At 61.9% G+C, this 26,025-nt stretch carries 23 protein-coding genes and 1 pseudogene; 18 read left to right on the top strand and 6 right to left on the bottom strand.

All coding sequences use genetic code 11. From position 1 onward, the window contains the following. Nucleotides 1-108: 108 nt before the first annotated feature. The 3 genes and pseudogenes from OP494_RS16600 to ugpC form a co-directional block, all read left to right on the top strand. Nucleotides 109-390, top strand: a pseudogene (locus tag OP494_RS16600) (glycerol-3-phosphate transporter permease); the annotation flags it as partial. Further along, complete coding sequence (gene ugpE, locus OP494_RS16605; protein ID WP_280542581.1) at nt 390-1,235, top strand: sn-glycerol-3-phosphate ABC transporter permease UgpE; 846 nt, start codon at nt 390-392, stop codon at nt 1,233-1,235. The pseudogene OP494_RS16600 and the gene ugpE, both read left to right, overlap by 1 nt. A 55-nt stretch (nt 1,236-1,290) precedes the next feature. After that, nucleotides 1,291-2,400, top strand: a complete 1,110-nt coding sequence (ugpC, locus tag OP494_RS16610; protein ID WP_280542584.1) for a sn-glycerol-3-phosphate ABC transporter ATP-binding protein UgpC — start codon at nt 1,291-1,293, stop codon at nt 2,398-2,400. On the opposite strand, the gene OP494_RS16615 is transcribed toward ugpC, so the two are convergent. Together OP494_RS16615 and OP494_RS16620 are read right to left on the bottom strand one after the other, a co-directional pair. After that, nucleotides 2,394-3,326: a glyoxylate/hydroxypyruvate reductase A gene (locus OP494_RS16615; RefSeq protein ID WP_280542586.1), complete on the bottom strand. Its 933-nt coding sequence runs from the start codon at nt 3,324-3,326 to the stop codon at nt 2,394-2,396. The two genes, ugpC and OP494_RS16615, sit on opposite strands and share 7 nt — an antisense overlap. 63 nt (nt 3,327-3,389) lie before the next feature. After that, nucleotides 3,390-4,793: a PLP-dependent aminotransferase family protein gene (locus tag OP494_RS16620; protein ID WP_280542589.1), complete on the bottom strand. Its 1,404-nt coding sequence runs from the start codon at nt 4,791-4,793 to the stop codon at nt 3,390-3,392. 182 nt (nt 4,794-4,975) lie between these two features. Between OP494_RS16620 and doeA the strand changes: the two genes are divergently transcribed. From doeA to OP494_RS16675, 11 genes are all read left to right on the top strand, one after another. Next, entirely contained in the window at nt 4,976-6,175 is a 1,200-nt protein-coding gene (doeA, locus tag OP494_RS16625) for an ectoine hydrolase DoeA (protein WP_280542592.1), read from the top strand. Between the two features lie 31 nt (nt 6,176-6,206). After that, nucleotides 6,207-7,223: a N(2)-acetyl-L-2,4-diaminobutanoate deacetylase DoeB gene (gene doeB, locus OP494_RS16630; RefSeq protein WP_280542595.1), complete on the top strand. Its 1,017-nt coding sequence runs from the start codon at nt 6,207-6,209 to the stop codon at nt 7,221-7,223. Nucleotides 7,224-7,242: 19 nt separating this feature from the next. Further along, nucleotides 7,243-7,716 (top strand): Lrp/AsnC family transcriptional regulator, encoded by a 474-nt coding sequence (locus OP494_RS16635; protein ID WP_280542597.1) that lies wholly within the window; start codon nt 7,243-7,245, stop codon nt 7,714-7,716. A 96-nt stretch (nt 7,717-7,812) separates the two neighbouring features. Continuing rightward, nucleotides 7,813-8,592 carry a formate dehydrogenase accessory sulfurtransferase FdhD gene (locus tag OP494_RS16640; RefSeq protein ID WP_280542600.1) on the top strand — a complete coding sequence of 260 codons (780 nt, stop codon included), beginning with the start codon at nt 7,813-7,815 and terminating at the stop codon, nt 8,590-8,592. A gap of 77 nt (nt 8,593-8,669) precedes the next feature. Continuing rightward, nucleotides 8,670-11,096, top strand: coding sequence for an FdhF/YdeP family oxidoreductase (locus tag OP494_RS16645; RefSeq protein WP_280542602.1), 2,427 nt, complete (start codon nt 8,670-8,672; stop codon nt 11,094-11,096). A 194-nt stretch (nt 11,097-11,290) separates the two neighbouring features. Continuing rightward, entirely contained in the window at nt 11,291-11,947 is a 657-nt protein-coding gene (locus OP494_RS16650; protein ID WP_280542610.1) for a hypothetical protein, read from the top strand. Nucleotides 11,948-12,178: 231 nt separating this feature from the next. Continuing rightward, nucleotides 12,179-13,648, top strand: coding sequence for an NAD-dependent succinate-semialdehyde dehydrogenase (locus OP494_RS16655; RefSeq protein ID WP_280542613.1), 1,470 nt, complete (start codon nt 12,179-12,181; stop codon nt 13,646-13,648). Between the two features lie 165 nt (nt 13,649-13,813). Continuing rightward, entirely contained in the window at nt 13,814-15,220 is a 1,407-nt protein-coding gene (locus OP494_RS16660) for an aspartate aminotransferase family protein (RefSeq protein ID WP_280542616.1), read from the top strand. A 102-nt stretch (nt 15,221-15,322) separates the two neighbouring features. Continuing rightward, nucleotides 15,323-16,318 carry a hydroxyectoine utilization dehydratase EutB gene (gene eutB, locus OP494_RS16665; protein ID WP_280542619.1) on the top strand — a complete coding sequence of 332 codons (996 nt, stop codon included), beginning with the start codon at nt 15,323-15,325 and terminating at the stop codon, nt 16,316-16,318. 46 nt (nt 16,319-16,364) lie between these two features. Further along, nucleotides 16,365-17,324 (top strand): cyclodeaminase, encoded by a 960-nt coding sequence (locus OP494_RS16670; RefSeq protein WP_280542622.1) that lies wholly within the window; start codon nt 16,365-16,367, stop codon nt 17,322-17,324. Between the two features lie 119 nt (nt 17,325-17,443). Further along, nucleotides 17,444-18,994 carry an alkaline phosphatase D family protein gene (locus OP494_RS16675; RefSeq protein WP_280542624.1) on the top strand — a complete coding sequence of 517 codons (1,551 nt, stop codon included), beginning with the start codon at nt 17,444-17,446 and terminating at the stop codon, nt 18,992-18,994. Nucleotides 18,995-19,056: 62 nt separating this feature from the next. On the opposite strand, the gene OP494_RS16680 is transcribed toward OP494_RS16675, so the two are convergent. Together OP494_RS16680 and OP494_RS16685 are read right to left on the bottom strand one after the other, a co-directional pair. Beyond that, nucleotides 19,057-19,665 (bottom strand): LysE family transporter, encoded by a 609-nt coding sequence (locus tag OP494_RS16680; RefSeq protein WP_280542627.1) that lies wholly within the window; start codon nt 19,663-19,665, stop codon nt 19,057-19,059. A gap of 17 nt (nt 19,666-19,682) precedes the next feature. Beyond that, nucleotides 19,683-20,513 (bottom strand): AraC family transcriptional regulator, encoded by an 831-nt coding sequence (locus OP494_RS16685; RefSeq protein ID WP_280542630.1) that lies wholly within the window; start codon nt 20,511-20,513, stop codon nt 19,683-19,685. A gap of 207 nt (nt 20,514-20,720) precedes the next feature. On the opposite strand from OP494_RS16685, the gene OP494_RS16690 reads away from it, so the two are divergent. After that, entirely contained in the window at nt 20,721-21,320 is a 600-nt protein-coding gene (locus OP494_RS16690) for an exopolysaccharide biosynthesis protein (protein ID WP_280542632.1), read from the top strand. 9 nt (nt 21,321-21,329) lie between these two features. Here the strand turns inward: OP494_RS16690 and OP494_RS16695 are convergent, their stop codons facing one another. Next, nucleotides 21,330-22,259: a LysR substrate-binding domain-containing protein gene (locus OP494_RS16695; protein ID WP_280542635.1), complete on the bottom strand. Its 930-nt coding sequence runs from the start codon at nt 22,257-22,259 to the stop codon at nt 21,330-21,332. A gap of 104 nt (nt 22,260-22,363) precedes the next feature. On the opposite strand from OP494_RS16695, the gene OP494_RS16700 reads away from it, so the two are divergent. Both OP494_RS16700 and OP494_RS16705 read left to right on the top strand, forming a co-directional pair. Then, nucleotides 22,364-23,365, top strand: a complete 1,002-nt coding sequence (locus OP494_RS16700) for a DMT family transporter (protein ID WP_280542638.1) — start codon at nt 22,364-22,366, stop codon at nt 23,363-23,365. 67 nt (nt 23,366-23,432) lie between these two features. Then, nucleotides 23,433-24,140 carry a DUF4396 domain-containing protein gene (locus OP494_RS16705; RefSeq protein ID WP_280542641.1) on the top strand — a complete coding sequence of 236 codons (708 nt, stop codon included), beginning with the start codon at nt 23,433-23,435 and terminating at the stop codon, nt 24,138-24,140. Nucleotides 24,141-24,194: 54 nt separating this feature from the next. Here OP494_RS16705 and argC read toward each other — a convergent pair whose 3' ends face one another. Continuing rightward, a complete protein-coding gene (gene argC, locus OP494_RS16710) occupies nt 24,195-25,142 on the bottom strand; it encodes an N-acetyl-gamma-glutamyl-phosphate reductase (protein ID WP_280542644.1) in 948 nt (315 codons plus the stop codon). A 199-nt stretch (nt 25,143-25,341) separates the two neighbouring features. Between argC and OP494_RS16715 the strand changes: the two genes are divergently transcribed. Then, complete coding sequence (locus OP494_RS16715) at nt 25,342-26,022, top strand: haloacid dehalogenase type II (protein ID WP_280542647.1); 681 nt, start codon at nt 25,342-25,344, stop codon at nt 26,020-26,022. The last annotated feature ends 3 nt before the right edge of the window (nt 26,023-26,025 follow it).

The raw sequence follows: 26,025 nt of genomic DNA on the forward strand, positions 1-26,025 counted from the left end.
ATGATCGTCCCCGAAAACGGCTCGGTTATCGGACACCGGCACAGGTTTTCCTGGGGGAATACTCAGGGGCCCTGGATACCGCAGGTGCTGCACTTATTAGTTGAATTCAGGTTTTGGACCATTATCTTTCCGCTGTTGTCACCAACGAGTTTTTTCTTGCTGGTCATGAACAGCATCTATGCCTTCTTCGAGACGTTCGGCACCATCGATACCGTGACCTCGGGTGGGCCGGGGAGTGCGACGACAACGCTAGTCTACAAGATCTACCAGGATGGTTTCGTGGGTCAGAACCTCGGTACTAGCGCAGCTCAATCAGTGTTGTTGATGGTGCTGGTGGGAGGGCTGACATTCATTCAGTTTCGTTTCGTTGAACGTCGAGTACAGTACTGATGCGCTATCAACGCCTAGGGCTGGATCTGGTCAGCCATCTATTGCTGGCCGCAGGGTGTGGCCTTTTCTTCCTGCCGGTGTGGTTGGCCTTTACGGCAAGCACGCACTCGATGAGCGATCTGTATACGCACATTGCACCGCTATGGATCGGCGATGTTGGTCTAGGCAATTACGCGCAACTGTTAAGCGAGTCGGTCAGTGGTTTAAACACTGGAATGCTGCGACTTTTATTCAACTCATTGGTAATGGCGACCGGCATTGCCGCGGGCAAGATCGTGATTTCCGTGCTGGCGGCTTATGCCATCGTGTTCTTTCGCTTTCCTTTGCGTCGCTTATGTTTCTGGCTGATTTTTATCACGCTGATGTTGCCTGTAGAAGTGCGTATTCTGCCTACCTACGAAGTGGTCGCGAACCTTCATATGCTCGATAGTTATTCGGGGTTGATCCTGCCGTTGATCGCCAGTGCGACGGCAACGTTTCTCCTGCGTCAATTCTATCTGACGATTCCACCCGAGCTGGTTGAAGCCGCGCGTATCGACGGAGCGGGCCCCTGGCGTTTCTTGAAGGATATCTTGTTGCCACTGTCGAAGACCAACCTCGCGGCATTGTTCGTGATCATGTTTATTTATGGCTGGAATCAGTATCTATGGCCGCTTTTGGTCACTACCGATGCCAGTTACATGACCGTGGTGGTTAGCCTCAAGCGCATGCTGACGACGGGGGATGCCTTGGTCCCTTGGCAGGATGTCACGGCGACGGCAATACTCGCCATGGGCCCCCCTATCCTGGTGATCCTGCTTCTACAGCGCTACTTCGTCAAAGGGCTGGTCGACGCCGAAAAGTAAGGCGGTACTATCGCGACTAGCGTGAATTCGAACAGAGTCAATGAGATAACGACCTATGGCTACCCTGCAATTGACGCGCCTCAAGAAGCGCTACCCCAATGGTTTTATTGCCTTGCATGAAGTTGATCTGTCGGTGGCCGAGGGGGAGTTGATCGTTATCGTCGGGCCTTCGGGATGTGGCAAGTCGACCTTGCTGCGCACGTTGGCGGGGTTGGAGTCGATCAGCGATGGAGAGCTTACGATCAATGGTCGACGCGTCAACGAGATGGAACCTGCCGAACGCGATATCGCCATGGTCTTCCAGAACTATGCGCTCTACCCGCACATGAGCGTGGCCGGGAACATGGGCTATGCCCTGAAAAATCGAGGCGTTCCCAAGGACGAGATCCGCCATCGCGTGGCGGCGACCGCCGAGTTGTTGGGTCTCGGCGAGTTACTTGAGCGGCGTCCGAGACAGCTATCCGGCGGACAGCGTCAGCGTGTCGCAATGGGCCGAGCGATCGTGCGGGAACCGCAGGTTTTTCTATTCGATGAGCCATTATCCAACCTCGACGCCAAGCTGCGGGTGCAGATGCGCTTGGAAATCCGGCGTCTACAGAAGCGCCTTGGCGTGACGTCGGTTTATGTGACGCACGATCAGGTCGAGGCGATGACCCTGGCGGATCGTCTAGTAGTGATGAACGGTGGGCGTGTCGAGCAATGTGGAACGCCGATGGCGCTCTACGCGCAGCCGGCGACACGTTTCGTGGCGAGTTTTCTCGGTTCGCCGGCGATGAACTTCCTCCCCGTGACGACCCACCAGGGATGTGTGGTGCTGCCCAATGGCACACAGTTGGCGCTGCCTGTGGACATACCCGAAGGACGGGCGGCGACCCTTGGCGTTCGCCCGGAACATCTGGTCGAGGCAACATCTACACAGGATGCAGGCGTGACCTTGGACGTGACGGTCGAGATGCTCGAGCCGCTGGGGGCGGATATGTTGGCCTACACACGTTTGCCTGGGCTCGAGGAGTGGTTGGTGGTGCGCCTGGATGGCGCGCACGCCGCCAGCGAGGGGCAGCGTTTGTCACTCGCGTTCTCACCGACGCATTGCCATGTCTTCGATGCCGACGGGATGCGTGCCATGACCGAGAGAGCCGGTGCCAAGGAGCGGGCGGTTCAATAGCCGGCCTTGGGGTCGACGGTGTCGATAGCTTCACCGGCCTGCATGGCAGTAAGGGCTTTGGCGACCTGATCGGCGGCTTCGTCGATGGGGGTCGGGCCGGCCATGTGCGGGGTGATCCACAGGCGTGGATGCTGCCACAGTGGGCTGTCGTCGGGCAGCGGCTCCGAGGGGAAGGCATCGAGCAACGCGCCGCGCAGCCGGCCGTTTTCGTCCTCTCCGGCACCGAGCGCCTCGAGTAATGCGGCCTCGTCGATCAGCGTGCCGCGTCCGGGATTGATCAAGCTGGCGCCGTCGGGTAACGCGGCCAGGGCGTCGTGGCCGATGATGCCGCGTGTGGATGGCGTATCGGGCAGCAGCGTGACTAGGGTGTGGACCTTGCCGAGCAGGGCCTGGAGGCCGTCGTCGCCGTGATGGCAGGTGATGTCCTTGAGGGCCTTGGGCGAGCGGCTCCAGCCGTGCACTGGGTAGCCGTCGTCGGCGAGCTGGCGGGCCACATGGCGACCGATGGCGCCCAGCCCGAGAACTCCAACCGCCCATTCGCGCTTGGGCGTGAGCGCGTGTTCGCGCCAGGTGGTGTGATGCTGCTGGCGACGGTAACGGTCGAAATCGCGCTGAAAATGCAGCACGCCATAGCGTACATAGTCGGCGATCAGCTCGCCCATACCGGCATCGCGTAGCTTGACGATAGGGATGTCTTGAGGAAGCGCGGGGTTGTTGAGCAACGCATCCACGCCGGCGCCAAGATTGACGATGCCCTTGAGTGATGGCTGGGCCTCGAAGAGCGACGCCGGTGGTTTCCATGCCGCGAGGTAGTCAGCCTGGAAATCGCTCGTTTCGCCACTGATGGCGAACTCCGCCGAGGGTAAACGCGAAGCGAGCCTGTTTTTCCAGAGCGCGGCGTCGTCGGCATGGATCAATATGCGCATGAAGTCCTCATGAGGTGGTCGTGGATGATGGATGAAAGGCGGCATTGGTGCGCGCCTATCGCGCTATACGATTTGTAGCATCGGTGGGGGTGCTTCGCCGAGCAAACGCCCGAGAATCGTCAAACCCTGATCGAAGCGTTCGGGATCGTTTTCGCCTCCCAAACTCAAGCGAATACGCCGGGGCGGAGAGCCTTGATCCACCATGAAGGACTGCGCCGTGGAAATCGCCAAGCCTTCCTGAAGCGCCTGTTGCTGAAGTTCCTCCGCACGCCATGCCCCGGGCAGGGCCAGCCAGATATGCATGCCCGTGGGGCGCGAGGCCATGGCGTGACCCGCGAGGCGTGTGCGGGTCAACTGCTGGCGCTCGGCGAGCAGACGCCGCTGCTCGCAGGCCAGGGCGTCGACGGTGCCATCGGCCAGCCAACGGTCGGCGATCTCGAAGATGAGTGGCGTGGCCATCCAACTGGTGGCGCGCAACCGGGGCAAGGTGTGGTGCAACTGCCCACGCGGCACGCTGAGATAGCCCGCGCGCAGCCCCGAGACGGTGGCCTTGGTCAGGCTGGTGACATGAAAGCTCTGGCGGGGTAGACGCGCGGTCAGCGGGCTCAGTCCCGGCGGTTCGAGCAGGGCGTGAACGTCATCCTCGATCAACCAGGTACCGTGTCGCGCCAGGACTTCGGCCACGGCATCGCGGCGTGCGTTGTCCATGGTCGCGCCGGTGGGGTTGAGCTGGGTAGGGGTCAGGCACACGGCACGCGGTCGGTAGCGCCGGCATGCGGCGTCGAGGGCATCGGGAATTATCCCTCGTTCGTCGATGGCCACGCCGCGCAATTGCAGGCCCAGTGTGCGAGACAAGGCGATCAAGCCGTGGTCGGTCAGCGCTTCGGTCAACACCACGTCGCCATGCTGGACCAGCGTGGCGATGGCCAACATCACGCCGTGGGCAGCGCCGTTGCAGAGCACTCGGTCGTCGGGCGTACCGGGCACGCCGAGCGTATCGTGTAGCCATTGGCTGGCGCGCTCGCGCTGGTGGAGAAGCCCTGCGATGGGGCGGCAGGCATCGATGACATCGGGGTGCGCGCTGTCTGCCACGTCGCGAAGCGTTTCGCGAAAGCGTAGATGATGGCCGGGCGGGCAGATCGGATGCGCGATGGAAAGATCCACGGGAGAGGCATCCATCGCCATGTTGGCGCTGCGGAGGTACTCGGCCTCTTGGCCGTCGTCGAGACTGTTGATCCAGGTGCCGCTACCCACGCGGGCCTGCACCAGGCCCATCTTTTCCGCCTGGGCATAGGCACGCGAAACGGTTTGCACGCTCACTGCCAATGTCTCGGCAAGGCAGCGGTGTGGCGGCAGGCGCGTGCCGGGCGTGAGCTCGCCTTGGCGAATGGCCTCGGCGAGTGCTCGGGCGATAGCCAGATACTTGGGCCCATGGGCCGGAAGATAGGGTGTCAGGTCAATTGTCATGACACAATAAAGCCTTTGACGGCAAGCAGCGCGTGAATGCTAGTATCGTCGACAACGCATTGATCGACAATTGTACTGATTTCTTCCTTCCTTGTGTCAGTACAATTTATTTCATCGAATGCAGGGTCCTGCCTCCCGTCCGGGAGATCAGGGATGAGCAATTCTGTCGGGCGAGTGGTGCCATGTCTGAGGTTTCCCTGCCTTTCACTCGTGAGGAATACGCCGGCCGTCTGCACAAGGTGCGTTCGGCCATGGCCCATCGAGGGATCGACGTTCTGATCGTCAGCGATCCGTCCAATATGGCGTGGTTGACGGGGTACGATGGTTGGTCCTTCTATGTGCATCAGTGCGTGCTGCTCGGCCTGGAAGGCGAGCCGGTCTGGTATGGGCGTCGCATGGATGCCAACGGGGCGCTACGCACCTGCTGGATCCATCCGGAGAACATTACCTATTACCCGGATTATTACGTTCAAAATCCCGATATGCATCCCATGGAGTACCTGGCGCAGTCGATCCTGCCGGATCGTGGCTGGCATGAGGGTACCATCGGCATGGAGATGGATAACTACTACTTTTCCGCCAAGGCGTATCTGAGTCTCATACACCAGTTGCCGCATGCACGTTTCGAGGATGCCAATTCGCTGGTCAACTGGTGTCGGGCGATCAAGTCGCCGCAGGAAATCGAGTACATGCGCATCGCGGCGCGGATCGTCGAGGGCATGCATTCGCGCATCCTCGAGGTCATTCAGCCGGGAGTGCCCAAGAGCAAGGTAGTGTCCGAGATATATCGGGTAGGCATCGAGGGCTGGGTCGATCCGCAAGGGGGCGTCTACGGCGGTGACTATCCGGCTATCGTGCCCATGCTGCCGACTGGCAAGGACGCCGCCGCACCGCACCTGACCTGGGACGATACCCCGTTTCGCGAAGGCGAGGGCACCTTCTTCGAGATCGCTGGGGTGTATCGCCGCTATCACGCGCCGATGTCGCGCACGGTGTTCTTGGGTACGCCACCGAGCCAGTTCCTGCGCGCCGAGTCGGCACTGCTCGAGGGCATCGAGAATGGCCTGGCGGTGGCCAAGCCGGGCAATCGCGCCGCCGATATCGCCATGGCATTGGGCGCGGCAATGGACAAGTATGGCTTCGACCGTGGCGGGGCGCGTTGTGGTTATTCCATCGGCATCAGCTATCCGCCGGATTGGGGCGAGCGTAATATTAGCTTGCGCCCCTCCGATGACACCATCCTCGAACCAGGGATGACGTTTCATTTCATGCCGGGGCTCTGGGAGGATGACTGGGGCCTGGAGATCACCGAAAGCATTCTGATTACCGAGACTGGCTGCGAGACGCTGGCCAACTTTCCACGCCAGCTGTTCGTGTGCTGAACCGTGGGACGCGAGACGAGGAGAACATGATATGAGCAAGCGACCCAGCCCGGTGTCACCCACCGTCGATTTCGATGCCGATGGCATTCAGCACGGTTTTCTCAAGCTGCCGATCTCCACCGATGACTCGGCCTGGGGCGCGGTGATGATTCCAATCACCGTGATCAACAATGGTGCGGGGCCCACGGCGCTGCTCAGCGCCGGCAACCACGGCGATGAATATGAAGGCATCACGGCGCTTCTCAAGCTCAGCAATACACTGCGTGCCGAGGACGTGCGTGGCCGCGTGATCATCGTGCCGATCATGAATGTGCCCGCCGCGACCGCCGGCAAGCGCACCTCCGGGCTGGATGGTGGCAATCTCAATCGCAGCTTTCCCGGTAACCCGGACGGCGGCGTTACCGAGCAGATCGCCGATTACTTCACGCGTGAACTAGTGCCGATGTGCGACGTGGCGTTGGATCTGCATTCTGGCGGTCGCACGCTGGATATCCTGCCCTTCGCCGCGGCACACCGTCTCGACGATCGTACCCAGGAAGCGCAAAGTCTTGCGGGGGCGGTTGCCTTCGGCGCGCCGGTGGCGATGATGATGTTCGAGCTCGACGCCACCAAGCTCTACGACACGGCCGTGGAATCTCAGGGCAAGACCTTCGTGACCACCGAGTTGGGCGGCGGCGGCACGACCACGCCGGAGCGCATGGCCATCGCCGACCGCGGCGTGCGCAATTTCCTGATTCACTACGGGCTGATCGAAGGACAACTGGAGTCTCCGGCCGGCCAGCAGGTGTACGTGGACATGCCTGATGCCTCTTGCTATGTGCAGAGCGAGCACAGCGGCCTGCTGGAATTGAGTTTCGCGTTGGGCGAGACGGTGCGGCGCGGCGATGTGATCGCGCGGATCTATGACATGACGCGCACCGGTAGCGAGCCGATCGTTTACCATGCCCAGCGCGATGGCGTGCTGGTGGCGCGGCGTTTCCCGGCGCAGGTGAACATGGGCGATACGATTGCGGTGATCGCGGAAGTCGTCGATAGTCTCGAGCGTTGAGGATGGGTCGCCACACCACATGAAACTTGACCGCTACGACCTCAAGATTCTCGATATCCTGTCGCGCGATGGGCGCATCACCAAGTCGAAACTGGCCGAGGCGATCAACCTCTCGGTCAGTCCCTGCTGGGAGCGCGTGCGGCGCCTGGAAAAAGCCGGCGTCATCGAAGGCTATGGCGCCCGACTCAATCCGGATCTGGTGGTCAAGCGCACGCCGGTCTGGGTGCAGATCGAGCTTGCGAATCATCAGGCGGCGAGTTTCGCGCGTTTCGAGAAAGCCGTTGCCGAGACGCCGGAGGTGACCGAGTGTGTCGCGGTGGGCGGCGGTGTCGACTACCTGGTCAAGTTCGAAACCGACTCCATCGATGCCTACCAGCGCACGATCGATGCCTGGCTGATGGATGGCCTGGGGATCGAACGCTACTTCACCTATATCGTCACCAAGACCGTGAAACGCACCACGCCGCCGCTGTCGTTGCACGACGACGCTTAGTAGCACGTCAGGCGTCGTCTATGGCCATTGGCCGATGTCGTCTAGGCGTTAAGGTAGTAATACTCGATGGCCGCGTTTCCGCAATGGGATATTCACATGCCATCAGAAGTGCTGACACCGCATTCATTTTCCGCTGCCTCGCGCTATGACGACCAGCGCGACCGGCCCTTGCGGACGCTCGATGGCCCGCAGGAACAGCCGCTGACCCTGTCGCTCAACGATACCGCCATGGTGACCTTGCTGGCGACGCCAGAGGCCCTTGAGCCGCTGGCGCTGGGGCATGCCTTCACGGCGGGTTGGATCGAGCGCGCCGAGCAGGTCGAGGACATTCAGCTATCGCGGCTGCGTCACGGACTGTTGGTGCGGCTGGCGGTTTCGTCGCAGACCGAAGCGCGCGCCGCTGGTCTGCAACGCGCCGGGGTCTCGGTGTCGAGCTGTGGTGCCTGCGGGGTGGCCGAGGAGTCGCAGTTGATGCAAGGTCTTAAACGTTTGCCGGCGTGCGCGCCCCTGGCGCCCGAGTCCTTGATGCGCGGTGTGGAGAGTCTGCAGCGTCACGCACGTGCCGGACTGCATATGGCGCTGGCCCTCGATAGTGATGGCGAGGTGTTGTCACGTGGCGTGGATATCGGACGCCACAATGCCCTGGATCGGATCATTGGCGAGGCATTGACCCGTGGCGAGATGCCGGCGGCGGTGTTGCTTTCCAGTCGCTGTAGCATGGAGCTGGTGCAGAAGACCGTGCGTGCCGGTATCGCCACCCTGGCCACGCTGTCGTTGCCCTCGGCCCTGGCGGTGGAAATCGCGCGTGCCTGTGACCTCAACCTGATCTGTTGTCATCGCGGTCGACATCTCGAACGCCTGAGTGGCGCGACATAGCGCCCGACGCTTTCCAGAGGTTTCACCGCCGTCATCGCGTCATCCTTTCACCTTTCTACTACGTCACCGAGATTGTCATGGCTTCCCATCATCAGACTCCGTTACCCGATGGCCGCGAGACACCTTCCGCAAGTGAGGCCGGGGAGCGTCTCCCCGAGGCGGATGCAACCCTGACCCGCGCCCCAAGCGTCGAATCCTATACTGGCCCGGCCGGTGGCTGGGGCGCGATGAAAAGCGTGGGACGTCACCTCAAGCGTAGCCAGGCGCCGCTCAAGGGCGCGCGGGCGTTGTTATCCACCAATCAGCCGCAAGGCTTCGATTGTCCGGGCTGCGCGTGGGGCGATCCGTTGCACGGTTCGTCGTTCGAATTCTGCGAAAACGGCGTCAAGGCGGTGGCCTGGGAAAGCACCAAGAAGCGTGTCACGCGGCGTTTCTTCGAACGCCACACGCTGAGCGAGCTGCGCGGTTGGGATGACTTTCGCCTCGAGGATCAGGGCCGGCTGACCGAACCCATGCAATACGATGCGGCCAGTGACCGCTATGTCCCCATCGATTGGGAGTCGGCGTTCGCGCTGATCGCCGAACGCTTGGTGGCGCTGCCCGATCCCGATCGCGCGCTGTTCTATACCTCGGGACGCGCCAGTAACGAAGCGGCGTATCTGTATCAGTTGTTCGTGCGCCTCTATGGCACCAACAATTTCCCCGATTGCTCGAACATGTGCCACGAGGCCAGTGGCGTGGGGATGGAGGCCAGCCTGGGCGTGGGTAAGGGGACCGTGCAGCTAGAAGACTTCGAGCACACCGATACCGTCTTGGTCTTTGGTCAGAACCCCGGCACCAATCATCCCCGCATGCTCGGTGACTTGCGTCGCGCGGCGGAGCGGGGGGCGCGCATCGTGAGCTTCAATCCGCTCAAGGAACGTGGCCTGGAGCGTTTCGCCGACCCGCAAAACAAGCGCGAGATGCTTACCCAGGGGAGCCATCGCATCTCCTCGCATTACTATCAGCCCAAAATGGGCGGTGACATGGCGGCGGCACGCGGCATCGCCAAAGCCTTGTTCGCACTCGAGGCCGGAGGGCGCTTCACGCCTGATCGCGCCTTCATCGAGTCGCACACCGCCGGCTATGAGCAATGGCGGGCTCGGGTCGAGGCCACGCCGTGGGAGGACATCGAGGATCAGGCCGGCCTGACGCGCACTCAGATCGAGGAGGTGGCGGATATCGTCGCCCGCGCCGAGCGCATGATCATCACCTGGGCGATGGGCATTACCCAGCACGAACATTCGGTGGACACCGTTCGCGAACTGGTCAACTTGCTGCTGCTGGGTGGCCACATCGGGCGTCCCGGTGCGGGAGCTTGCCCAGTGCGCGGACACTCCAACGTGCAGGGTGACCGCACCATGGGCATCGACGAGAAGGCGCCCACGCGCCTGATCGATGCCCTGGAGGCGCGTTATGGTGGAAAAAGCGGCGTGACCATACCGCGCACGCCGGGACATAACACCGTGGGTGCCATTCGTGCGCTGGAGCTGGGCGAGGCCGATGTCTTCATTGGGCTGGGGGGTAACTTCACCCGGGCCACGCCGGACAGCCAGCGTACCGAGCGTGCCTTCCGGCGCCTTGGGCTCAACGTGCAGATCAGCACCAAGCTCAATCGTAGCCACCTGATCACCGGTAGTGACGCGTTGATCCTGCCGTGTCTGGGCCGCACCGAGATCGACCGTCAGGGCAAGGCGGGCGCGTCGCAGCAGGTCAGCGTCGAGGATTCGATGTCGATGGTGCACGGCAGTGCCGGCATTCAGGCGCCGGCTTCTGAATTGCTGCGCTCGGAGCCGGCGATCGTCGCGGGGATCGCCGAAGCCACGCTGGCGCGGGTACTGCCGCGTCGAGGGATCGACCCGGGCGTGGTCGATTGGGCCGCGATGGTGGCTAATTACGACCGCATTCGCGACGAGATCGAGGCCGTCATTCCCGGTTTCGAAAACTTCAATGCGCGTCTGAGACAGGCCGGTGGCTTCTGGCTGGAAAATGCCGCCAGCCAACGTCGCTTCAGCACGTCATCCGGTCGGGCCACGTTCTGTGCCGCACCGCTGCCCGAGGCGGTGATGCACCAACGCTTGCATGCACGCCGCGATGATGGCTGGCTGACACTGCAGACGCTGCGCAGCCACGATCAGTACAACACCACCGTTTACGGTTACGACGACCGTTACCGAGGCGTCAAGGGCCAGCGGCGGGTGGTGTTCGTCAACCCCGCCGACCTCACGCGGCTGGGGCTCGAAAGCGATCAGTGGGTCGATTTGGTGGGGCTCGATCACGAGGGCGAGCCTCGTCGCGCCCCGGCATTCAGGATCGTCGCCTACGAGACACCCGAAGGGTGCGCCGCCGCCTACTATCCCGAAACCAATGCGTTGGTGCCCTTGGAAAGCGTCGGCGTGGGGACCGATACGCCCACCTCCAAGGCGGTCGCGGTGCGTCTGGAGCCGAGTCAGCGGATCGCCTGATGCGCTGGCGATCGAGCCTTACGACCAAAGTTGAGACGCATGACCGGTGTCGCGGCGCTATGCTGTTAAATACTACATAAGCGTCGCCACATAAGTTGGCATTACACAAAATATTCGGACGACGCTATTAATGCCCCGCCTATACTCAGGGGGCACGCCGCTCAACTCAACGAGGTCGCCCGGGAGGTGCCGTCATGGAACTTTTCATCCAGACTGCATTGGGGTTTCCTTTCGCCTTCTTTCTCGTCTTACTGGCATTAATCGCAGTCTACTGGTTGCTGGCCGGGCTGCGCGTCATACGTGTGTCGTGCTTCGACCATGACAGTTTGCGTGACGATCACCTCGCCAGTACCTTGATTTCCCTGGGTTTTGCAGGGGTGCCAGCGTCGTTCGCGCTGAGTGCCTTGATCGTCACCGCTACGCCCGTTGCATTCGCGTTGAGTTTGGTACTGCAATGGTTGCCGCTGGGTCTGCTGCGTCTGCCGCTAGGCTTTCTAGTCATCTGGGCGGCGTTCGCGCTGGCGTCGTCACCGAGCGTTGCGGCGTGCCACGCCTTGGCGCGGCGTTTTCATCATTCGCGTCGGGCCTCTCCGCGTTGGCTGCTGGGCGAAACCGTTGTCGTGCGCCAAGCCAGCGATAGTGAAGGACGCTGCCAGGCGACGCTGGAAAGTGACTCCGATGTTGTCGTGACCCTGCATGGCAAGGGAGCGAGCTGTTCCGCCGGCGAGCGACGCGTGCTGGTTAAACATGTCTCTCAGGAGGATGTGTACCGCGCGGTGCCCGCCGAGGAGTATCTGGACGCCCACGCGCGCCTGCGCAAGTTGCATTTACTGCCGCGTCACGATATCTGAGCGCTTCACGCCTGCCGCCGCCCTTGGTCGCGGCGGCGGGCGGGCGCAGAAAAAAACGCCCTTACTAGCGCGTGACTCGAAAAAAACCGTTGTCGATCACCCCTCCAGACAAAAACTCTCCCGCCTTATGCTGCTTTATCCTGTGGGCATCGGATGAACGTCATCCGCCACGACCTATCCGGGCAAATATTAGTCGACCCAGGCCCGGTTCGTTTTCGGGAGAAGTAGCGCATGAAACTCAACGATCCGCGTCTATTGCGTCAGTACGCTTATATCGACGGTAAATGGACACACGGCGACGCCGGTCGCGAAGAAGCGGTCGTCGATCCCGCCACGGGCGAGGTGCTGGGCCACATTCCCTGGCTCGAGGCCCCGCAATTGCGGGAGGCGGTGGATGCCGCAGATGCTGCCTTCGCCCAGTGGCGAGCGTTGCGTGCTGATGAGCGTGCCGAGCGTCTTCAGGCGTGGTATGACCTGCTGATCGAGCATCGTGAAGATCTGGCGGTCATCATGACGCGCGAGCAGGGCAAGCCATTGCCCGACTCACGCGGCGAGATCGAATACGGTGCCAGCTTCATCAAGTGGTTCGCCGAGGAGGGCAAGCGCACCTTCGGGCAGACCATTCCTAGCCACATCCCCAACGCCGCCTTGGGCTCGCTCAAGGAGCCGGTGGGGGTGGCCGCGTTGATCACGCCCTGGAACTTCCCGCTGGCGATGATCACGCGCAAGGCCGGTGCCGCGCTGGCCGCCGGCTGCACGGTCATCGTCAAGCCGGCCGGCGAGACGCCGTTCTCGGCCCTGGCGCTGGCGGAGCTCGCCGAACGCGCCGAGATTCCTGCCGGGGTCTTCAACGTGGTACTGGGCGAACCCGCCGAGGTGTCCAAGCTGTTGTGCGAAGAAGAACGCGTCAAGGCACTGTCGTTCACCGGTTCCACCCGCGTCGGGCGGCTATTGCTGGAGCAGTCTGCCAATAGCGTCAAGCGTGTCTCGCTGGAACTGGGTGGCAACGCGCCGTTCATTGTCGGCCCCGACATGGATCCCGCCGAAGCCGCGCGTGCGGCGGTGGCGGCCAAGTTCCAGACCGGCGGGCAAGATTGCCTGGCCGCCAACCGGATCCTGGTGCACGAGTCGATCCATGACGAGTTCGTCGAGCAGTTCGTCGCGTGCATGGAAACGCTCAAGGTCGGCAACGGCCTAGTGACCAATATCGATATTGGGCCACTGATCCATCAGCAGGCGGTGGAAAAAGCGTCGAGCATCGTCGATGACGCCATTTCGCGCGGCGCGACGCTGGTGCATGGCGATCAGTCCATGGCGCCGGGACCCAATTTCTTCATGCCCACGTTGCTCACTGGCGTAACGCCCTACATGAAGGCTTGGCGCGAGGAGAGCTTCTCGCCGGTGGCGGGGGTGACCGCCTACAAGGATGACGATGAGGTCATCAAGCTGGCCAACGACACCGAGTACGGCCTGGCGGCCTATGTCTATACCCACGACATTCGCCGTATCTGGAAGCTCTTGCGTGCGCTGGAGTACGGCATGGTGGCGATCAATTCGGTGAAGATGACCGGGCCACCGGTCCCCTTCGGCGGCGTCAAGCAATCCGGCCTCGGTCGCGAAGGCGGCACCGCCGGCATCGAGGAATATCTGGAGACGAAGTTTTATTGTCTGGGGGCCTTGGGCTCTGTCTCTGGGAGCTAGCTGCGCTCGGCCTGACGGCGTTGGGCCCGACATCGAACATGCTCATTTACGGCCAGTAAACTCCGCTGTTCTCCGTCGGGCCCGCCTGGTCAGGCCGTCGCTCGCAGAGCTCTCTAGTTTTGTGCCCCCACTCTGTTATTTACGATCATTTTTTAGGAGCCAGATATGAGTCAGCACCAAGACCTGATCGATCGCGATCGTCAGGTCACTTTCCATGCGTCCACGCATCTGCGCGATTTCGCGCATGGCGATGTGCCGGGGCGCGTGATTACCGGCGGCCAGGGCATCAACATCGTCGACAAGGATGGTCGCGAGTTCATCGACGGCTTCGCCGGCCTTTATTGCGTCAATATCGGTTATGGCCGCACCGAAGTCGCCGAAGCGATCTATCAACAGGCGCTGGAGCTGTCTTACTACCACACCTATGTCGGCCATTCGAACGAGCCGCAGATACAGCTTTCCGAGAAGATTCTCGAATTGGCCGGGCCGGGCATGTCCAAGGTTTACTACGGCATGTCGGGCTCTGACGCCAACGAGACGCAGCTCAAGATCGTGCGCTATTACAACAACGTGCTCGGTCGGCCGCGTAAGAAGAAGGTGATCTCGCGGCAGCGCGGCTATCACGGTTCCGGCATCGCCTCAGGCTCGCTGACCGGTCTCAAGGCATTTCACGATCATTTCGACCTGCCCATCGACGGCATCCTGCATACCGAGGCGCCATACTATTATCATCGTGGCGCCGAGCAGGAGGGCATGAGCGAGCGCGAGTTTTCTCGCCATTGCGCGGCCAGGCTCGAGGAGATGATCCTCGCCGAAGGCCCGGACACCGTGGCGGCCTTCATCGGTGAGCCTGTGCTGGGCACCGGTGGTATCGTGCCGCCGCCCGAGGGCTATTGGGAAGCGATCCAGGCAGTCTTGAATAAGTATGATGTGCTGTTGATCGCTGATGAAGTGGTGTGCGGTTTCGGGCGTATCGGCACCGATTTCGGCAGCCATCACTACGCCATCAAGCCCGACCTGATCACCATCGCCAAGGGCCTGACCAGCGCCTATCAACCGTTGTCCGGGGTCATCGTCGGCGATCGCGTGTGGCAGGTACTGGAGCAGGGCGCCGGCGAATACGGTCCCATCGGCCACGGCTGGACCTATTCGGGCCATGCGCTGGGGTGTGCGGCAGGGCTTGCCAACCTGGCCATCATCGAGCGCGAAGGATTGACCGCCAACGCCGCCGAGACCGGCGCTTATCTGCAGCAGCAAATGCAGCAGACATTCGGCGAGCATCCACTGGTGGGGAACGTGCGTGGTGTAGGCATGCTGGCGGCGCTGGAATTCTCGCCGGATCCGGCGCGGCGGGCGTTTTTCGATCCCGCGCTCAAGATCGGGCCGCGCGTGAGTGCCGCTGCGTTGAGCGAAAACCTGATCGCACGCGCCATGCCGCAAGGCGACATTCTCGGCTTCGCGCCGCCGTTGGTGACGACGCGCGACGAAGTCGACGATATCGTCGCCCGTGCCAAGCGGGCCGTCGACAAGGTGACCGACGAGCTGTCTCGTTCGGGAGACTTGAAGGCCTGAGCGCGTCCCGCCATCCTTGCTGTGGAGGCACCAGCTTCCACAGCATCGCCGTTTACCTCGCCCGCCATCTCGAGAGTGTCCGATATCTCGATGGGAGGCCGTATGTCCGATACCCAGTCCGCCATTAATCTCGCCTCGATCTATGCCGCGCGCGCCCGCCTGCAAGGGCAGGTCGCGCGTACGCCGTTGGTGCGTTCGTTGGCGTTGTCGCGGCGCTTCGAAGCAGAAGTGTTCCTTAAGCTTGAAACTTGCCAGCCCACGGGGGCGTTCAAGCTGCGCGGTGCGACCAACATGATCGCCGCGTTGATCGAACGCGACGGACGCGAAGCGTTGGCGCACGGCGTGACCACGGCCTCGACGGGCAATCATGGCCGGGCCGTCGCTTACGCCGCGTATCAACTGGGGATTCCTGCGGTGATCTGTCTATCGCGTCTGGTACCCGACAACAAAGCCGCAGCCATCGAGGCCCTGGGCGCTGAGGTGCGGCGTGTCGGGGAGAGCCAGGACGATGCCTTCGACGAGGTCGAGCGCCTGGTGGCCTCGGGCATGACGGCGATCCCGCCTTTCGACGATCCGTTGATCGTGAGTGGACAGGGCACCATCGGGCTCGAGCTGATGGAGGATCAGCCCGCGCTCGACCGCGTTCTCGTCGGACTTTCCGGCGGCGGTTTGTTGGGCGGCATCGGTGCAGCGGTAAAAGCGATTCGCCCGGCGACGCGGGTGACCGGCATCAGCCTTTCCCAAGGCGCGGCGATGTGGGAAAGCCTTCAGGCCGGGCATCCGGTCAACGTGGCGGAGGTCGAGAGTCTCGGCGATTCGCTGGGCGGCGGTATCGGCCTCGATAATCGCTACACTCTTGCCTTGGTGCGCGAGGTGATGGATGACCATTACCAGGTCGCGGAATCCGCCATCGCGCGTGCCATGGTTGATGTGCTCGACACCGAGAAGATGCTGGTCGAAGGCGCGGCGGCCGTGGGGCTGGCGGCGCTCGACGAGCATGGCCTCGACATCCATGGTCAGCGGGTGGCATTGATCGTCTCCGGCAACGGCGTGGCGTTGGAAACGTTTGACCGCGCCCGGGCGTTGGCGAGAGCCTGATCCCACTTCCTTTCTTCATCTTTCTCTCTTCCGTCTGGAGGACGTCATGCAGCTCCATCAACGCGACGCAATCGAGGCCGCCGTTCAACTGGATACGGACGCCCTGGCCGTCATCGAAGCGGGATTCGCGGCCTTGGGGCGTGGCGAGGCCGTGCAGCCGCCGATCCTGTCGATGGCCATCGAGGAGGCCAATGGCGAGGTCGACGTCAAGACCGCGCACATTCGCGGTTTCGAGCGCTTCGCCATCAAGGTGAGCTCAGGGTTCTTCGACAATCCCAAGCAGGGGTTGCCCAGCCTCAGCGGGCTAATGATGATGTTCTCGGCTCGCACTGGGCTAGTGGATGCCGTGCTCTTCGACGAAGGCTACCTGACGGCGGTGCGCACGGCACTCGCGGGAGCGCTTGCCGCCAAGTATCTGGCGCGTGAAAACAGCCGTCGCGTGACGGTCCTTGGCGCCGGCGAGCAGGCTGAGTTGCAGATCGATGCCTTGCGTCTGGTGCACGATATAGAGACCGTCGATGTCTGGGCGCGTCGGCGCGAGGCCGCGGAGTCCTATGCCGAACGGCTGCGCCAGCGTGGCCTGACGGTCAACGTTCACGATGATGTCCACGCGGCGTGTCGTGAGGCGGACATCATCGTCACCGCGACGCCTTCGCAACAGCCGATTCTCGAGGCCGCCGATCTCCCCGAGGGCGTGCACGTCACGGCGATGGGCTCCGACAGTCCGGACAAGCGCGAGCTTGACGATAGTGTGATGACGCGTGCCGATGCCTTCGTCTGCGATACCCGTGCGCAAAGCGAGCACAACGGTGAGCTCAAGGCCTTCGTCAAATCCGGCGAGACGGCGGCCAATGTGCCGTTCAAGGTCTTCGAGCTCGGCCAAGTGATCGATCGCGGACTGACACTACGCCTCTCTGGCGCAGGCATCACGGTGTGCGATCTCACCGGCACCGGCGTGCAGGACACGGCGATTGCCGATTACGCCCTGCAGCGGTTGGAAGCCTAAGCATCGAGGTGCCGGCGCGACCTTAGGTGTCGTGCCACTCAATCGTCACGCGGTTGCCACATCGTCGTCATACCCTCTCGAGATGCTGAGTGGCTCATGGACTCAGTGGAGAGTTGGCGATGCGATATTCCCGCCGTGATGTATTGGGATGGAGCGTCAAGGCTGGCGTGGCGTTAGGCGCAGCGTCGGTGGCGCCGTCGATCGTGATGGCTGAGTCACGTCGCCCGCAAGTGGCCTCTGGGGTGATGAGCGGTGACATGCTGAGCGACCGCACGATGCTCTGGTCGCGCAGTGATCGCCCCGCGCGGATGCTCGTCGAACTGGCCGACAATCCCGCGTTTCGTGGTGCCCGCCAAGTGCGTGGCCCCAACGTGCTGCCGAGCGATGGCTTGGTCGGCAAGCTGGACGTCGCGGGGCTCAGTGACATCGATACATTGCACTACCGCGTGCGTTTCGCCGCGCTGGATGACCCGCGTGCCTTGAGCGAACCGGTCGAAGGGCGTTTGCGCTTGCCGCCGTCCCAGGCGCGCGACGTGCGCTTCGTGTGGTCCGGCGATACGGTCGGGCAAGGCTGGGGCATCGATGAATCGCGGGGTGGCATGACGATCTACGACACCATGCGCCGTCAGCGTCCCGACTTCTTCATTCACTCCGGCGATACCGTCTACGCCGACGGCCCCTTGGAAGAGCGCGTAGCGCTGGCTAACGGCGATACTTGGCACAATCTCGTCACCCCGGCCAAGCGCAAGGTGGCGGAAACACTGGACGAGTATCGTGGCCAGCATACCTACAATCTGCTGGATACCAATCTGCGGCGCTTCAATGCCGAAGTGCCCATGCTCGCCCAATGGGACGATCACGAGACGACCAACAACTGGTATCCCGGCGAATGGCTCGAGGATGAACGCTACACGGAAAAGAACGTATCGCTACTGGCGGCCCGCGCTCGCCAAGCCTTCCTCGAACACACGCCGCTACGCCAACTGTCGACATCGCCGGGGCGTATTCATCGACGTTTTGCGTATGGGCCGTCGCTGGAAATGTTCATGCTCGATATGCGCACCTATCGCGGTGCCAACAGTCGCAACCGACAAGCCGAGTCCTCCTCGCAGACGGCGTTTCTCGGCGAGGACCAGTTCGCCTGGCTGCGACGCTCGCTGAAAGAATCCTCGGCGACATGGAAGGTCATCGCTTCGGATATGCCTATCGGTCTGGTGGTCAGCGATGGTGACGCGTATGAAGCCATCGCCAATGGCGACGCGGGCGGGCCGTTGGGGCGTGAACTCGAAATCGCCAGGCTCTTGCGGGCGATCCGCGATGACAATGTGAAAAACGTGGTATGGCTGACGGCGGACGTGCACTACACGGCGGCGCATCACTATTCGCCGGAGCGCGCCCGTTTCCAGGAGTTCGCGCCCTTCTGGGAATTCGTCAGCGGTCCGTTGCATGCCGGCACCTTTGGTCCCGGCGAGCTGGATACGACCTTCGGTCCCGAGGTGGTCTTTCAAAAAGCTCCGCCGAAAGGCGAGTCGAACCTACCGCCGTCGCGGGGCTATCAATTCTTCGGCCAGGTCGACCTCGACGGCGAGAGCGAAGCGTTGACGGTGAGTCTGATGGATGCCGCCGGCAACACGCTGCATCGCCAGCAGCTGACGCCGGAGACGGCGTAATACGAGCCTCCGGCCCGCATCGCCGCGTTCCGACATTGAGGTTTGAGCACGGCAGGGCATTGCTACGAATCGATAAGCGGTAAGACGACGTATTCATACCCGATGATCAGGCCTGTAAGAGCCAAAAGAAGCGCCAGGATACGATTGATGCGTCGCAGCAGGGCGTGATCATGAATGGCTTTTCCCATCGCGCTACCCAGTAATGCGTAGCTTCCTGGCGCGCCGGTCGCCAGTACGCCAATGAGCAGCGCCACCATGATGAGGTCTGGCCCTTCTATATGCATTGCGGGTAGCTGGATGGTCGCGATAGGTAGTGTGGCGACGATGCCTTTGGGGTTGAGTAATTGCATCAATAACCCTTCCTTGAAGCGCAAGGGACGCGATACTGCATCCACATCGTTCCTGTGAGGAGTGGATTTGGCTATCTTGATCGACAGGTAAAGAATGTAAAGCGTGCCGAGTGCACTGATGATCAGGAGTGTCTTTCCCTGTATGAGCACGCTTCCCAGCCAGCCAAACAGTAGAAGCATCAGCCACATCGCTGTGCCGACTCCGATGAAAAATCCTGTCGATTCCTTGGTTTGCCCGTTGATTCCGGCATTCAGTCCAAGCAGGTTCACCGGCCCGGGCGTGTACATCACGCTTATGGCATAGGCGAGCATCGCGAGCATGAGGGTTTCCTGTCTTGCTAAGTGAAAATATGGGTTTGGTATTGTCGCGGTGTCATGCCGTAAATCCGCTTGAAACGACGGTTGAAATGGCTGAGGTCAGAAAAGCCGCAGCATAAGGCAGCCTCCATGACACTCTCGCCGTTTTCGAGGTGGCGCCGGGCGGCATTGACCCTGCAGTTCAATACATATTGGTGCGGCGTAATTCCGTACTGTGTCCTGAACGTTCTCAGGAAGTGATACTTGGAAATGTTGGCGGAATGGCTGATGTCATCCAGGCTGATATCGTATCTGGCATTTTCATGGATGAAGTCCTTCGCCCTTTCGAGCAGCGAGTCCGGCCGCCTGGCCCGCTCGTTTGGGGCAAAATTTCCGGCGCGCTCGGCCAGGCGAGCCGCAATGCGATACAGAGCATATTCTTGCTCGATCTGACTCGTCTCCTGTTCCTCGATCATGCGTGATAGGGCGATGATCTCGTCGCGCAAGGGGACATCTTTCATGAGGGTGGGGACCAGGCGAGTGGCCTGCAGGCCTTGCATGCCCATGGCATTGGCAATGAGCGGGTCGAGCTCGTCGGGATGAATATAGAGCATGACATAATCGAGGGCGTCGCCGCCCCCGGCGTGGCCGTCATGCACCTCATCAGGATGCAAAGTGATCACGCTACCTGGTGGGCTGCGGTGAAATTCACCGTTGCTGAAGAAATCCTGACGTCCTGCCAGTGTGACCCCCAGTGCATATTCTTCATGTGCATGCCGGTCGTACTGGAAGTCGTTCATCGTGGCATGCAATGCCGTCATGCGTGCCACATGCCGGCTTTTCATGAACCGGAAACGACTCGTGGATTGCATGGTGTCCTCCTTACGTCCCGGTCGTGCCATGACAACGCCACTTTAGCGCGTCACGAGGGAGCGGGCTTGAACGATATTGCGCACTTTGTGCTTTCGGCGTGCCGGATGCGCGCACCCACGACCATGGCGGGCCCGTCCGCTGCACCTCGGCAGGCCGTGCGTGTCCTGCTACGCTGCAAGCTCGATTCGTGAGGGCAGGGAGCGTGCATGGCGGAAAGGCAGCAGGAATTAGCGGGATTGGATCACTTGCTCGAACGGATCGGGCAGGCGCCCCGGCGCGATGATGAGCGTGTCCAGCTTGGCGACATGCTGACGGCGGTGGGGCAGGGGTCGTTTGGTTCCTTGCTGTTGGTGCCGGGGGTGATCACGCTGTTGCCGTTGGTAGGAGATATTCCCGGCGTGCCCACGTTGATGGCGATATTGGTCCTGCTGGTGGCGGGGCAACTGCTGGTAGGGCGCCGCACGTTCTGGTTGCCGCAATGGCTTTTGAAGCGCTCGGTTTCGCGCGCCAAGCTGGACAAGGCGGTGGCCTGGATGCGCAAGCCGGCCCGGGCCATCGACCGCTTGTTGAAACCGCGACTGACCTGGCTGACCCAGCGCGCCGGCACTTATCTCGTGGCATTTTTCTGCTTTCTCATTGCCCTGGCGATGCCGCTGATGGAAGTGGTGCCTTTCTCGGCCAATGGCGCGGGCTTGGCCCTGATGATGTTCGGCTTGTCGTTGATGGCCAATGACGGCCTCTGGGCGCTGCTGGCACTGATCCTCACCGGAGGGACGGTGAGTGGCGTGGCTTACGCCCTGCTGTGATCTACCACGTCAAAAAGCTGCTTCACCGCCATGATCGGCATGAAATTCGTGCTGTAGCCAGTCCAGCAATGCCAGCGTTTCCACCCGCGATTGAGCACCTTGTCGTGTATACACCGAGAGCGCGTCGCTGAGGGGCAGCGACGCATCGACCGGTCGCACGAGCTGGCCGTGTTGCACCAGATGCTCGGCCGTGCGTCGCCAGCCAAGAGCAATACCGTGCCCGGCAAGTGCCGCCTGAAGGACCAGCGGATAACTATTGAAAATCATGCCGTTCCCCAGGATGGGCACGACATTCCCCATGGCGCGTAGCCAACTATCCCACTCGAACCAGTCCGGTGCGTCGGCCCTGTGGTGCAGCAAACGGTGCTCGGCGAGGTTCGCCAGCGTGATGGGGTGGCGCTGCGCGTCGAGATAGTCGGGGCTGCAGATCGGAAATATCTCGTCTGACGCGGTGAAGGACAGCGCGTGGCTGCCGCTGGGGCGTCCGCTGGTTTGTAGTGCGACGTCGAAATAGTCGTGATGCTCGACCACCGGGCGCGTCGAGGTCACCAGGCGTACTTCGATTTCCGGATGCTGCCGGTTGAACGCGGCGAGGCGTGGCATGACCCAGTAGAAGGCTTCGCAGAGCTGGCAGAAGAGCACGACCACACCGTCATGCACTTCCTCTCGCAAGGTATTGGCATGCGTTGCGACGCTTTCCAGAGCGGTGCTCACCGTGCGCCCGAACTCGCGGCCGGCGGCGGTGAGGAAGACGCCCCGGTTACGCCGCTCGAATAGTGCTACGCCGAGGTTTTCTTCCAAGGCGCGAATCTGGCGGCTGACGGCGGCTTGGGTAAGATGCAGCTCTTCGGCAGCACGCGAGAAGCTTTCCAGACGCGTGGCAGCCTCGAAGGGCATCAGGCTGGCGAGTGGCGGTAGGGCCTTGCCTAGTCGGTTCATATGCGATCCATAATCATAGCTCATGGAAAGTGACGTATAACTCGTTTGTCGTGCATGCCTGGGGCGCGCACCCTTGAGCGGCTTATTGCTCAGGGAGAACCTTCATGAAGCCGGTTATTGGGGCGCAAGCCTCGGCATGGCAAGGCATCGGTTGTATCTTTGCCTCGGTCTTCTGTCTTTCGATGGCCGACGCTCTGGTTAAGTATATCAGCAATGACGTGGGTATTTGGCAGTTGTACGTGCTGCGTGCACTGCTGGCGTCGCCGCTTTTGGGGTTGGTACTTGGACCTCGCGGCGTGGTGCGCTTGGGTTGGGCGCTGCGACGTCGCTGGGTACTGGTCAGAACCGGCTTGTTGATGGCCATGTGGTTGGCATTCTATGCGGCGCTTCCGACGTTGACGCTCTCCATGGCGGCGGTGGCGTTGTACACCTCGCCGTTGTTCATTGCCTTGTTCGCTGCTTGGTTGGCTGGCGAGCGGCTATCGGCAGGTGGCTGGTGGGGGATCGCCCTGGGCTTTGCCGGCGTGGTGCTGATATTGCGCCCGGGGACGATGCACTTCACGCCCACGGTTTTATTGCCGCTGTTGGCGGCGGTGTGCTACGCACTGGCTTGCGTGGTGACGCGTATCCACTGTCGCGACGAGGCGCCGCTGGTGCTTTCCGGGGCGCTGAATCTGGGCTTCTTGTGTCTGGGCGCGGTGGGCTGTCTGTGGATGACGCTGCACGGGCAGCCGTCGACCGGAGGTACCACGCCGGCTTTCCTGACGTCAGCCTGGCGTTCGCTTCCCGCCGACACCTGGTGGCTGCTGGCGGGGCTAGGGGTACTCTTCGTGCTGGCCAGCAGCACGGTGGCCAAGGCCTATCAAGTGGCCCCGGCTGCGCTGATCGGCGTGTTCGACTATGCCTATCTCGTCTTCGCGGCGGGGTGGAGCTGGTGGCTGTTCGAGACGACGCCTGATATGCCCACTGTGCTGGGCATGGCTTGCGTGGGGCTTGCGGGGGGTATCGTCTGGCGCTGTGCACCCGGAGGATCAGCTTCCTGTGGCGCCATAGCGAGCCGCGAGACTGCTCATTGCCCGCCAACCTGTGGGCGGGGATCAGGTTGAGTCTGGCGCGATCATTCCCTATACCTAGGGGCACGTTTCTATTTCAACACGGACAAGGAGTTGTCGCATGTTGACCTTCGTTTCCTGGCTGTTCATCGCCCTCGGTGTGGCGACGGCATTGGCCATTGCCCTGGATGTGGCCAAACGCCCGCAGCCCATGGCGGTCATGAATGTGACGTGGCCGATCACCGGGCTTTATATGCCAGTGCTGGGCTGGTGGGCCTATGCACGCATGGGTCGCGCCGCGCCTTCGGCGGGTGACCAGGAGAGCCATGGGCATGGTGAAGATCATGAGCACGACCATGGTCATGCTCACCACCATCATGGTGATAAGCCCAAGTGGCAGGGCGTTTTCGTCTCGGCCACACACTGCGGGGGCGGTTGTACCGCAGGCGATGTCGTCACTGCGCCGCTGGCGACCCTGACCGGGTTTTCCCTGCTCGGGTCGGCGACGCTGGGGCACTTCGTGCTGGCCTTCATCGGGGCGTATCTCTTCGGCGTGCTGTTTCAATACTTGCCGATTCGGGGGATGAGCGATAGCGGCCCCCGCCAGGCCCTGATCGATGCCATCAAGGCGGATACGCTTTCGCTGGTCGCCTTTCAGGCCGGCATGTACGTCTGGATGCTGATCGCTATTCACGGCTGGATGGGCGAGATGAACGCTTTCTCGGTGACGTTCTGGTTCATGATGCAGATCGCCATGCTGATCGGGTTCGCAACGTCCTATCCAGCCAACTGGATATTGATCAACCGAGGCATCAAGCACGCGATGTAAGGCGGCGTGATCACCGCATGATTCGCCGTGCGGTGATCACGGGAGTTGCCGTTCTCATGCCGAGAGGCCGCTGGCCTCGTCCACGCCGAGATGCAAGTTCATGCTTTGCACGGCGGCCCCGGCCGCGCCCTTGCCGAGGTTATCCAACCGGGCGACGAGGGAGACATGCTCATGGTTGCCGAACACGAACAGGTCGACCCGGTTGGTGTCGTTGCAGCCCTGCACCTCGAAGAAGCCGCCATCCAGGTTGGCGGGATCCTCGAGGGGCATGATGCGAACGAAGGTCTCGCCTGCGTAGTGGTCGGCGTAGGCTTGGCGCAGCGCCTCGGCCGTGGCCCCGGGGCTAAGCTGGTCGACGTGCAGGGGAATCGTCACCGACAGACCCTTGAGGAAGGGGCCGACGATCGGCTGGAAAATCGGTGTCCGCTCTAGCCCGCCGTGCACACGCATTTCCGGTAAGTGCTTGTGGGTAAGCTCCATGGCGTAGGGACGCGGTGCGGCCAGGCGGCCGTCGTGGCTGGCTTCGTACTCGGCGATCAGCTTTTTGCCGCCGCCGCTGTAGCCGGTGATCGAATGCGCTGCCAGCGGTGTGTTTGCGGGCAGCAGGCCAGCGTCGACCAGCGGCCGCGTGAGCATGATGAAGGCGCTGGCATGGCAGCCTGGATTGGCGATGCGCTTGCTGGCGCGAATGGCATCACGCTGGCCCGGCGCCAGCTCGGGTAGTCCGTAGGTCCACTCGGCATCGGTGCGGAAGGCCGTGCTAGCGTCGATCAGGCAGGTGTCGGGATTGTCGAGCAGCGCTGCTGCCTCGCGAGAAGCGGCATCGGGCAGGCACAGAAAGGCCACATCGGCGGCGTTGAGCAGGCGTGCACGTTCGGTGGCATCCTTGCGCTTGTCGCCGTCGATGCGCAGCAGTTCGATATCGGCGCGTGCCTCGAGATAATCCAGCAGTCGCAGCCCAGTGGTGCCTTCCTGGCCGTCTACGTATACCTTGAATGCCATGGGAAATTCATTGCCTCGTTGACCGGGTCCGTACATGCCGGCAGCACTTGCCAGCGAATCGTCCTCCATTGTGCGTCGATGCGGCCGCGCTGTCATGTTTCCGAGCGTCAATCCGCTTGTCGTGACTCGCAAAAACGACCAATCTGAAGGGGTTAGGACTCTGCATCACCCACTGAGACAAGCGTGATAAGGACGACATATGAACAAGCGCGTATTGGCTTTCGATGTCTATGGCACCTTGATTGACACCCACGGCGTGGTGGAGGCCTTGAACGCTGAATTGGGCGATACCCGAATGGCGTTGCCTTTTTCGCAGCGTTGGCGGGATAAGCAGCTTGAATTTGCCTTTCGTCGCTCGCTTATGGGCGCTTATGCGAGCTTCGCCGATTGCACGCGCGATGCGCTGGAATTCACCGACCGCGCCATGGGCAGCCAGCTCTCGGAGGTCGCCAAGGACCGGCTGATGGCGCTTTATGGACGTCTGCCGGCGTTTTCCGATGTCGCCGAAGGACTGGCACGCTTGAGCGATGCCGGCATGCGCTGCGTGGCGTTTTCCAACGGCACCCGGGAGGCGGTGACGGGGTTGTTGGCCCAGGCAGGTATCCGTGAGCGCTTCGATGCCATCGTCAGTGTCGACGACATCAAACGCTTCAAGCCCGATCCTGCCGTGTACGCTTATTTGCGCCAATGCACCGAGTCGAAGGCCGCCGATACCTGGCTGATTTCCAGCAATCCCTTCGACATCATCGGGGCCAAGTACGCTGGCTTGCATGCGGCCTGGGTACGCCGCAGTGCGGAGGCGCCCTTCGATCCCTGGGGCGATGAGCCCGACATGACGGTGAGCGATCTCGACGAACTCGCGGAGCGCCTGGTGAGGTAAGCG

The sequence above is a fragment of the Chromohalobacter sp. 11-W genome (assembly GCF_029889905.1).
GTDB lineage: Bacteria > Pseudomonadota > Gammaproteobacteria > Pseudomonadales > Halomonadaceae > Chromohalobacter.

Coding starts and splice junctions, on each gene's coding strand:
- ugpE (WP_280542581.1), top strand. CDS start 390: ATGCGCTATCAACGCCTAGGGCTGGATCTGGTCAGCCATCTATTGCTG.
- ugpC (WP_280542584.1), top strand. CDS start 1,291: ATGGCTACCCTGCAATTGACGCGCCTCAAGAAGCGCTACCCCAATGGT.
- OP494_RS16615 (WP_280542586.1), bottom strand. CDS start 3,326: ATGCGCATATTGATCCATGCCGACGACGCCGCGCTCTGGAAAAACAGG.
- OP494_RS16620 (WP_280542589.1), bottom strand. CDS start 4,793: ATGACAATTGACCTGACACCCTATCTTCCGGCCCATGGGCCCAAGTAT.
- doeA (WP_280542592.1), top strand. CDS start 4,976: ATGTCTGAGGTTTCCCTGCCTTTCACTCGTGAGGAATACGCCGGCCGT.
- doeB (WP_280542595.1), top strand. CDS start 6,207: ATGAGCAAGCGACCCAGCCCGGTGTCACCCACCGTCGATTTCGATGCC.
- OP494_RS16635 (WP_280542597.1), top strand. CDS start 7,243: ATGAAACTTGACCGCTACGACCTCAAGATTCTCGATATCCTGTCGCGC.
- OP494_RS16640 (WP_280542600.1), top strand. CDS start 7,813: ATGCCATCAGAAGTGCTGACACCGCATTCATTTTCCGCTGCCTCGCGC.
- OP494_RS16645 (WP_280542602.1), top strand. CDS start 8,670: ATGGCTTCCCATCATCAGACTCCGTTACCCGATGGCCGCGAGACACCT.
- OP494_RS16650 (WP_280542610.1), top strand. CDS start 11,291: ATGGAACTTTTCATCCAGACTGCATTGGGGTTTCCTTTCGCCTTCTTT.
- OP494_RS16655 (WP_280542613.1), top strand. CDS start 12,179: ATGAAACTCAACGATCCGCGTCTATTGCGTCAGTACGCTTATATCGAC.
- OP494_RS16660 (WP_280542616.1), top strand. CDS start 13,814: ATGAGTCAGCACCAAGACCTGATCGATCGCGATCGTCAGGTCACTTTC.
- eutB (WP_280542619.1), top strand. CDS start 15,323: ATGTCCGATACCCAGTCCGCCATTAATCTCGCCTCGATCTATGCCGCG.
- OP494_RS16670 (WP_280542622.1), top strand. CDS start 16,365: ATGCAGCTCCATCAACGCGACGCAATCGAGGCCGCCGTTCAACTGGAT.
- OP494_RS16675 (WP_280542624.1), top strand. CDS start 17,444: ATGCGATATTCCCGCCGTGATGTATTGGGATGGAGCGTCAAGGCTGGC.
- OP494_RS16680 (WP_280542627.1), bottom strand. CDS start 19,665: ATGCTCGCGATGCTCGCCTATGCCATAAGCGTGATGTACACGCCCGGG.
- OP494_RS16685 (WP_280542630.1), bottom strand. CDS start 20,513: ATGCAATCCACGAGTCGTTTCCGGTTCATGAAAAGCCGGCATGTGGCA.
- OP494_RS16690 (WP_280542632.1), top strand. CDS start 20,721: ATGGCGGAAAGGCAGCAGGAATTAGCGGGATTGGATCACTTGCTCGAA.
- OP494_RS16695 (WP_280542635.1), bottom strand. CDS start 22,259: ATGAACCGACTAGGCAAGGCCCTACCGCCACTCGCCAGCCTGATGCCC.
- OP494_RS16700 (WP_280542638.1), top strand. CDS start 22,364: ATGAAGCCGGTTATTGGGGCGCAAGCCTCGGCATGGCAAGGCATCGGT.
- OP494_RS16705 (WP_280542641.1), top strand. CDS start 23,433: ATGTTGACCTTCGTTTCCTGGCTGTTCATCGCCCTCGGTGTGGCGACG.
- argC (WP_280542644.1), bottom strand. CDS start 25,142: ATGGCATTCAAGGTATACGTAGACGGCCAGGAAGGCACCACTGGGCTG.
- OP494_RS16715 (WP_280542647.1), top strand. CDS start 25,342: ATGAACAAGCGCGTATTGGCTTTCGATGTCTATGGCACCTTGATTGAC.